8 protein-coding genes and 4 tRNA genes are annotated in these 7,888 nt (G+C 59.5%); 3 read left to right on the forward strand and 9 right to left on the reverse strand.

Going from position 1 to position 7,888, the window contains the following annotated elements; translation table 11 throughout:
* The 5 genes from B3M58_RS10605 to B3M58_RS10625 form a co-directional block, all read right to left on the reverse strand.
* Positions 1-618: tyrosine-type recombinase/integrase (locus B3M58_RS10605; protein WP_296218988.1), on the reverse strand; the 618-nt coding region annotated here is incomplete at its 3' end.
* Between the two features lie 223 nt (positions 619-841).
* Positions 842-917 (reverse strand) — tRNA-Gly (locus B3M58_RS10610).
* Between the two features lie 26 nt (positions 918-943).
* Positions 944-1,019: transfer RNA gene (locus B3M58_RS10615), tRNA-Glu, on the reverse strand.
* 71 nt (positions 1,020-1,090) lie between these two features.
* Positions 1,091-1,166: transfer RNA gene (locus B3M58_RS10620), tRNA-Gly, on the reverse strand.
* Between the two features lie 23 nt (positions 1,167-1,189).
* A tRNA-Glu gene (locus B3M58_RS10625) sits at positions 1,190-1,265 on the reverse strand.
* Between the two features lie 224 nt (positions 1,266-1,489).
* Between B3M58_RS10625 and B3M58_RS10630 the strand changes: the two genes are divergently transcribed.
* Positions 1,490-2,260, forward strand: coding sequence for a hypothetical protein (locus tag B3M58_RS10630; RefSeq protein ID WP_296218990.1), 771 nt, complete (start codon positions 1,490-1,492; stop codon positions 2,258-2,260).
* 50 nt (positions 2,261-2,310) lie between these two features.
* The gene (locus tag B3M58_RS10635; RefSeq protein WP_296218992.1) at positions 2,311-2,973 is read left to right on the forward strand and encodes a glutathione S-transferase family protein; all 663 of its coding nucleotides are present in this window, start codon (positions 2,311-2,313) and stop codon (positions 2,971-2,973) included.
* Positions 2,974-3,016: 43 nt separating this feature from the next.
* Here B3M58_RS10635 and B3M58_RS10640 read toward each other — a convergent pair whose 3' ends face one another.
* Positions 3,017-3,499 (reverse strand): GAF domain-containing protein, encoded by a 483-nt coding sequence (locus B3M58_RS10640; RefSeq protein ID WP_296218993.1) that lies wholly within the window; start codon positions 3,497-3,499, stop codon positions 3,017-3,019.
* Positions 3,496-4,386 carry an ATP-binding protein gene (locus tag B3M58_RS10645; protein ID WP_296218995.1) on the reverse strand — a complete coding sequence of 297 codons (891 nt, stop codon included), beginning with the start codon at positions 4,384-4,386 and terminating at the stop codon, positions 3,496-3,498. Before B3M58_RS10645 ends, B3M58_RS10640 begins: the two co-directional genes overlap by 4 nt.
* A gap of 102 nt (positions 4,387-4,488) precedes the next feature.
* On the opposite strand from B3M58_RS10645, the gene B3M58_RS10650 reads away from it, so the two are divergent.
* Positions 4,489-6,810, forward strand: a complete 2,322-nt coding sequence (locus B3M58_RS10650) for a hybrid sensor histidine kinase/response regulator (RefSeq protein WP_296218997.1) — start codon at positions 4,489-4,491, stop codon at positions 6,808-6,810.
* Here B3M58_RS10650 and B3M58_RS10655 read toward each other — a convergent pair.
* Positions 6,794-7,264, reverse strand: coding sequence for a MarR family winged helix-turn-helix transcriptional regulator (locus tag B3M58_RS10655; RefSeq protein ID WP_296218998.1), 471 nt, complete (start codon positions 7,262-7,264; stop codon positions 6,794-6,796). The two genes, B3M58_RS10650 and B3M58_RS10655, sit on opposite strands and share 17 nt — an antisense overlap.
* Positions 7,261-7,746 (reverse strand): glutathione peroxidase, encoded by a 486-nt coding sequence (locus B3M58_RS10660; protein WP_296219000.1) that lies wholly within the window; start codon positions 7,744-7,746, stop codon positions 7,261-7,263. The genes B3M58_RS10655 and B3M58_RS10660 overlap by 4 nt, the downstream gene beginning before the upstream one ends.
* Positions 7,747-7,888 lie beyond the last annotated feature (142 nt).

The following is a 7,888-nucleotide window of genomic DNA, read 5'->3' on the forward strand; positions in this document are numbered from 1 at the left end:
CGAGTCAGCGTGGAATCCGCACACCACATCCAGATCCGACGCCGGGTTGCTCTCCAACCCTTCGATTTTCACCATCGCAAAGCGGAACAACTGCCTGAACCAGGTGCGCACTTTCTCCGCAGTGGTGAATGCCCTGCGCTGCTCGATGCGAGCGAGCACGGCCAGCAAGTCGGGACGGCGAATATCGAAGATGGATACGGAGCCCAGCGCCGGCAACACGTCCTTGTCGAAGATGCGCTGGATCTGCGAGAGAGTGCTTTGCCTGCCTTCCTTGAGTTCCAGCTTACGGTGTCCAAGCCACTGCAGATATACCGTCTTGAAGCTGTTCTCCGTCGAGAAACGGACAGCCCGACGTTTTTGCTTACGATCGATCTTGGGATTGATGCATTTCGCCGCCAGGGCGCGGGCCTCATCGCGCAGCGCACGTGCCTCCCGGAGACTGACCTCTGGATAGGTGCCCAGGGACATCCGTTTCTGTTTGGTAGCCCAGTAATATCTGAAGTGCCAGGACTTGCCACCCGTGGCAGATACCGCCAGGGAAAGGCCATCGAAGTCAGCGAGGGTATAGTCTTTGCCAGTCGCCCGGGCCTGCCGGACAGCGACGTTTGTGAGTGCCATGGTATAGCTCCTGAACATGGGTCAGGGCTAGATGCTTGTCTCGCAGGCCACGCTCCTCCAGCAACAATCCGGAAACCACGCCCCCCTATAGATGGACTTAAAAATGGACTTAAAAGCCCTGGCTGGGGGTGGTTTCCAGTGGATTTCACTGGAACGAAAAAAGGACCTTTCGGTCCTTTTTCAATTACTTACAGACTTCGGTGGACGTCTGTAGATCATAATTTGGAGCGGGAAACGAGACTCGAACTCGCGACCCCGACCTTGGCAAGGTCGTGCTCTACCAACTGAGCTATTCCCGCGTTACAACTTACTGCATGAAGCAAAATGGCGTCCCCTAGGGGACTCGAACCCCTGTTACCGCCGTGAAAGGGCGGTGTCCTAGGCCACTAGACGAAGGGGACCTGGAACTTTTCAACGAACAGTCTGGTTGCTGTTCGATATCAGCGCCGCTCGAAGGCCACGCTTTGAAACCTGGAGCGGGAAACGAGACTCGAACTCGCGACCCCGACCTTGGCAAGGTCGTGCTCTACCAACTGAGCTATTCCCGCATGTACAGCGCACTTATAAAAAGTGGCGTCCCCTAGGGGACTCGAACCCCTGTTACCGCCGTGAAAGGGCGGTGTCCTAGGCCACTAGACGAAGGGGACGCAGCCCGGAACTTACGACACGCTTTTCCGGCTTCCTCTACTTTGCCGCTAGGCATTGCTTCAGAAGTGGCGCGCATTCTATGGAGCCTGGAAAGGATCGTCAACCTCTCTGTAATTTTTTTTTAAAATCAAAGACTTCAGACCAGAATGTGAGGCTGCTCTACCAGCCCCGCAGCTAAGGCACTACACTCGGTCGAAAAACCAGCACTCGAGAGGTTGTAACGATGTCCCCGCTCGTGATTACTCTGCTGATTGTCGGTGGTATCGTCATTTTGATTGCGATTGCCTACATCAATCACATGGTCGAAAACAACAAGCTGGAAAAGGCTCGCTTAAAGGCCGACCTGAATGATCGTATTCGCCGCCTGAGCGATATCTGCGACTCCATGCCTGGGCAGTTGATGACGCCCGAATTGAAACTCCTGCTCAGCCGCCTGCAACTGCATTTCAGCGAGCGTATGCTGCCATTGGACAAAAGCCATACTGGCACCAAGGCGCGTATCGAAGAGTTGCGCAAGCTGATCGCCCAGGGCGAATCGATTCCAGTACGCAACCCACCGCAGCCTATTCTCACCGAAGTCAAAGCCAAGGAAGTGCGCTTCCAACTGGAAAACCTGCACGGCCAGATCACCCGTTGCGCCCAGGACGCGGTTCTGTCGGCCAACGAAGCCAAACACTGGGTCAAACATATTCGCCACATGCTGGTGCAACTGCACATCGAATTCTTCGGTAACCTCGGCCAACAGGCGTTGCAAAACAATCAGCCGGGGCAGGCGCGACTGGCCTTCGAGCGCGGCGTGCAATACCTGCGCAAACAGCCCGACCCCAGCCACTACCAAAGCGCACTCAACACATTGGAGCGTCAGCTCGCCCAGGCTAACGCCCTTCTGGTAGATATGGGCAAGCCGGTAACCGATGCCTCCAGCGAGCTAACGGAAGGCCTGAAATCCCTGGAAGGCGATGACGACTGGAAGAAGAAGAACATTTACGACTGAACCCGCCCGCTCTTGGCATCTGCGCATTCCCTATCAGACGAGGACATCCGATGAGCCTGACTGTTTACGGCGCTCCGCTCTCTCCCTTCGTGCGTAAAGTACGCCTGTTCCTGGCTGAAAAAGGTCTGGACTATCAACTGGAAATCATTCTGCCCTTCGGCCAGCCGGCCTGGTACCAAGCGCTCAATCCCCTGGGGCGTATTCCGGCGATGAAAGACGATGATTTCAGCCTCGCCGACTCCAGCGTGATCTGCCAATACCTGGAAGACAAACACCCGGAACTCTCTCCATTGCTTGGCCGCACTGCCGAACAGCGGGCCCGCGTACGCTGGCTGGAGAAATATGCCGACTATGAACTGGCGCCGCTGAGCACCTTTACCGTATTTCGCAACCGCGCACTGAAACCGAGCATGGGCCAACCGTGCGATGAAAGCGCCGTGCAAACCGCGCTGACAGAGAAACTGCCGCCCCACTTTGATTACCTGGAAAACACCCTGGGTAACGCCGAGTATTTCGTTGGCGACAGCCTGACCCTCGCCGATCTGGCGTTCGCCAGCCAGATGGTGAACATGGAACACGGTGACGAACAACTGGACGCACAACGCTGGCCAAATCTGGCCGGACTCTACCAACGCATGAAAGCGCGCCCGGCCTTGCAGGCCATACTGCCTGGCGAACAGAAAACACTCGCCAAAATGAACGCCAAGCCCTAGTTCCTTGACTTAGCGACCTGAACGGGGCGGTTCAGGTCGATGTTCAACAGTCGCTCAAGCGTAGAAAAATCGCTGCCAACTGCTCGATTCCGGCCTGATCGGCCGCGCTGAAACGCCCCAGCAGCGGGCTATCCAAGTCCAGCACACCAATCAGCCGACCGTCTTTCAGCAAGGGCACCACCAACTCGCTATTCGAGGCGCTGTCGCAAGCGATATGCCCAGCGAACGCATGCACATCCTCGACTCGCTGCGTTTGCCGGGTGGCCGCCGCCGCGCCGCACACACCCCGAGCGAAGGGGATACGCACGCAGGCCACCTTGCCCTGAAACGGCCCCAGCACCAGCTCCTCGCCACGCGCGAAGTAGAAACCGGCCCAGTTGAGGTCGCTCAACTCCTGATACAGAAACGCGGAAAACTGCGCGGCATTGGCGATACAGTCGCGCTCATCGGCCAACAACGCCTGCAACTGCGCCGCCAACAGTGCGTAACCCTGCAGGCCAACACCCGCCTGTTGCACATCGATCATGTCGGGCTCTCCAACAGTTGCACGCCGACCCACTGACGCGCGAACTGATAGGCACAGCGGCCGTTGCGGTTACCGCGCCCCAGCGCCCAGCGGATTGCGGCCTTTTCCAGCTCCTCGCTCCACTGCCAGTGCAACCCGGCTTGTGCCGCCTGCACGTCGATCCAGTGGCGCACCACATCGAGGAAATGTTCCTGGGTAAACGGGTAAAACGACAGCCACAGACCAAAGCGGTCGGACAAGGCGATCTTGTCTTCAACCGCCTCGTTCGGGTGCAACTCACCGTCGATCATCTGCCAGTTCTGGTTATCGCTGTGCTTCTCAGGCAGCAAATGGCGACGATTGGAGGTGGCATAGAGCAACACATTTTCCGGCGCGCGCTCCAGCGAGCCGTCCAGCACGCTCTTCAGCACGCGGTAGTCGCCCTCACCCGCCTCGAACGACAGGTCATCGCAAAACAGCACAAAACGTTGCGGCAGCTTGACCAGCAACTCGACCACACGCGGCAGATCGGCCAGGTGATCGCGCTCGATCTCGATCAGCCGCAACCCGGCCGTGGCGTGCTCCGCCAGCAAGGCACGGACCAGCGACGACTTGCCCGTGCCACGGGCACCCCAGAGCAATGCATGGTTGGCCGGCAAGCCCTGCACGAACTGACGGGTATTGCGCGCCAACTGTTCGCGCTGGGTATCCACGCCGATCAAATCACTCAGGTGCAAATCGAGGGTGATGGTCAATGGCTGCAGAAAACCGCCACGCCCCTCGCGGTGCCAGCGAGCCGCCAGGCTCTGTTGCCAGTCAACGGCACAGCGCGGAGCGGGCAATAGCGGTTCGAGGCGGGTAAGTACGCTCTCGGCGCGCTGTAAAAAAGCATTCAAATGGGAATCCACGACGTGCTCCTGGCTGGTGAAACCGACCAATCGCCCCTGCCGACAGACGAAACAGATGGGCTATGCTTGGCAGGCGAACGGACACGAGACAGCCCCGTACTTATGGATATATCGCTCACCCAACGCCTGTCGTTCAAACAGGCCGGTTTGACCGTATTGGTGGCGTTTATCCTCGGCACTGCGCTCAGCTTGATGCAAGTGGGCATCGATTATGCCAGCGAAGACGCCTCCATCAACCGCGAGATTCGCGCCCTGATGGAGATCAGCCACAATCCAGCCGCCCGCATCGCCTACAACATCGACGCCGAACTGGCCCAGGAACTGGTGCTGGGGCTGCTGCGCTCGCCTGCGGTGATCAGCGCGCAGATTATCGACAATAGCAACATGACCCTGGCCAGCGTCGCGCGGCCACCCAGCGAAAGCCGCTATCGCTTGTTCAGCGATTTTCTCTTCGGCGAGCGCCGCCAGTTCGAAACGCCGTTGTTCGTCAGCCACTCGCCGCAGGAAGCCCTCGGCCTGCTGCGCCTGGAGGTCGACACCTACGCATTCGGCAGCCACTTCCTCCGCCGCGCCATGCTCACCATGCTGGCCGGTTTTGCCCGCAGCCTGCTGCTCTCGCTGATTCTCCTGGTGCTGTTCTATTTCATGCTGACCAAACCGTTGGTCGAGGTAATCCGCGCCCTCAGCGCACGTGATTTACGCAGCCCCAACCGCAGCCAATTGCCCTGCCCGCCGGGCCATGAGCGCGATGAAATCGGCATTCTGGTCGATGTCACCAACCAGCAACTCTCCAGCATCGCCACTGAAATCGAACAACGCCGCGAAGCGGAAGATCGCCTGACCCAATACCTGAGCGAGCTGGAAAATATCGTCTCGGCGCGCACCGCCGAACTGGAAGCCACTAACGCACGCCTGATCGACTCCAACCATGAACTGGAACAGGCCCGGCGCATTGCCCTGGAAATGGCCCAGGCCCGCTCAGCGTTCCTGGCCAACATGAGCCATGAGATCCGCACGCCATTGAACGGCCTACTGGGCATGCTCGCGCTGTCGCTGGACGGGCCGCTGAACAGCGAACAGCGCCAGCAACTGTCGATTGCCCACGACTCCGGCAAGGTGTTGGTGGAGTTGCTCAACGACATTCTCGACCTGTCGAAATTCGAGGCAGGGCAACTCGAACTGGAGAAAATCCCGTTCGACCTCGGCGCCCTGGTCGAAGACACCGCCAACCTGCTCTCGCAGAACGCCGCCGCCAGCGTCGAACTGACCTGCCTGGTCGATCCACACCTGCCAGCGCAACTGCTCGGCGATCCGACTCGGGTGCGCCAGATCGTCAGCAACCTGCTGTCCAACGCCTTGAAATTCACCCGCTTCGGCCGCGTCGACATTCGCGTCAGCCCCCACTCGAACGGTGTGCTGATCGCCGTACGCGATACGGGCATCGGCATCGCCGAAGAAGCCCAGGCGCGTATATTCCAGCCCTTTGCCCAAGCTGGCGCCGGCATCGCCCGGCAGTTTGGCGGCACTGGTCTGGGCCTGGCGCTGACCCGTCGCCTGTGCGAAGCCATGCACGGCCAACTCAGCCTGCAATCCCGAGAGGGCTTCGGCAGCCAGTTTTGCGCCGAACTGCCATTGCCTAGCCACAGCCCCGCAGCCCCCCTACCGACATTGAGCGGACGCGTGGTTGCCCTGAGCTCCGCGCAGTCCGGCCTGAGCGAACTGCTCGACAACCTGCTGCCTATCTGGGGCCTGGACTATCGGCGTCTGGATACCGATGCCAGCCTGCTGGGCGTCGCGGCCGACCTGCTGATCAGCGATTGCCCGGAGTGTCTACTCGGCCTGCGCCCGGCCAGCGGCGTACCGATTCTGCTGGTCAGCGCTTATGGTAACTTCCTCAACGCCGAGCAAATGCAGACCCTGGCGCCGCTGGAGCAATTGCCCCGGCCACTGTCGCGCCAGGCCTTGCTGCAAGCCCTGCGCCGCGGCCTGAAGCTGCAAATGGACAGCGGCGCTACGAGCAACCCTGCCGAGCAACGCATTCCACGTCAGGCACGGGTTCTGCTGGTGGAGGACAACCCGGTCAACCAACTGGTGGCCAAAGGCATGTTGGGCAAACTCGGCTGCGAGGTGCTCCTGGCCAACCATGGCGGCGAAGCCTTGAGCCAGCTTGAGCTGCACGACGTCGATCTGGTGCTGATGGACTGCAATATGCCGGTGATGGACGGTTACGAGGCCAGTCGACGCATCCGCCAGAGCGGACGCAGCTCGGAACTGCCGATCATCGCCTTGACCGCCAACGCCTTGCCGGACGAACGCGAGCGCTGCCGCGCCGCCGGTATGAACGATTACCTGGCCAAACCCTTCCGCTGCGAAGAGCTCGCCGCCCTGCTCGACCAATGGCTGCCGATTAGCGCAACGCCATAAAGCGTTCGAGTAGTTGGCCCACATGCCCGCGCAGCTCGGCCAACTCGTCCAGATCGACAGCATGCTCGCAGAGCAGTTGGTTTTTCAGCGGCAGCACCTGCTCGCGCAATGCACTGCCTGCCACCGTCAACGCCAGATGCACCTCGCGCTCGTCCATCAGCGAGCGCTGACGCTGCAGCAAGCCCATTTGCTGCAAGCGCTTGAGCAAGGGCGTCAGGGTGCCGGAATCGAGCAGCAAACGCTCGCCCAAGGCTTTCACCGTGGGCTGTGCGGGCGGTGCGCTCTGCCACTCCCAAAGCACCAGCATCACCAGGTACTGCGGGTAGGTCAGGTGCAACTGATCGAGCATCGGCTTATAGGCGCGAATCACCGCCCGCGAAGCGGCATACAGCTTGAAACACAACTGGTTGTCCAAGTGCAGCGCGGCGTCCGACGCGAAGGATGCTTGACTCATTTGAGCAATGCTTCGATCTCGGCAGTCAGGTCTTCGGGCTTGGTGGTCGGCGCGAAACGCTTGATCTGCTGGCCATCGGCGCTGATCAGAAACTTGGTGAAGTTCCACTTCACGCCCTGACTACCGAGCAAGCCCGGTGCACGTTTCTTCAGGTTGACGAACAGCGGATGGGCAGCAGCGCCATTGACATCGACCTTTTTGAACAGTGGGAAGCTCACGCCAAAATTCAGTTCGCAGAACTCGGAAATCGCCCCTTCGTTGCCCGGTTCCTGCTTGCCGAACTGGTTACACGGGAAGCCCAGCACCACCAAGCCCTGATCCTTGTACTGCTGCCACAGGCTTTCCAGGCCTTTGTACTGCGGAGTGAAACCACACTTACTGGCGGTATTGACCACCAGCACGGCTTTGCCGCCGAAGTCGGCCAGGGTTTTCTGCTCGCCCTTGATGGTAGTCACTGGGATATCGAAGAGTGCGTTGCTCATGCTGATCGCCTTGATCGAGTGAAAGTGCCGACAACCATAGCGAGCAATTAAATTGTATGCAATTTAATTGCTGAAAAATAAGGCCCGTTGATGACGAGCCAGGAAAACCCATGACTGCCTTGTAGAGCGAATTTATTCGCGA

Origin of the sequence: Pseudomonas sp. UBA2684 (assembly GCA_002354655.1) — a bacterium.
Classification (GTDB): Bacteria; Pseudomonadota; Gammaproteobacteria; order Pseudomonadales; family Pseudomonadaceae; genus Aquipseudomonas.

Excerpts from the sequence above, each read along its gene's own strand:
- B3M58_RS10630 (WP_296218990.1), top strand. The coding sequence starts at position 1,490 with ATGTCCCCGCTCGTGATTACTCTGCTGATTGTCGGTGGTATCGTCATT.
- B3M58_RS10635 (WP_296218992.1), top strand. The coding sequence starts at position 2,311 with ATGAGCCTGACTGTTTACGGCGCTCCGCTCTCTCCCTTCGTGCGTAAA.
- B3M58_RS10640 (WP_296218993.1), bottom strand. The coding sequence starts at position 3,499 with ATGATCGATGTGCAACAGGCGGGTGTTGGCCTGCAGGGTTACGCACTG.
- B3M58_RS10650 (WP_296218997.1), top strand. The coding sequence starts at position 4,489 with ATGGATATATCGCTCACCCAACGCCTGTCGTTCAAACAGGCCGGTTTG.
- B3M58_RS10655 (WP_296218998.1), bottom strand. The coding sequence starts at position 7,264 with ATGAGTCAAGCATCCTTCGCGTCGGACGCCGCGCTGCACTTGGACAAC.
- B3M58_RS10660 (WP_296219000.1), bottom strand. The coding sequence starts at position 7,746 with ATGAGCAACGCACTCTTCGATATCCCAGTGACTACCATCAAGGGCGAG.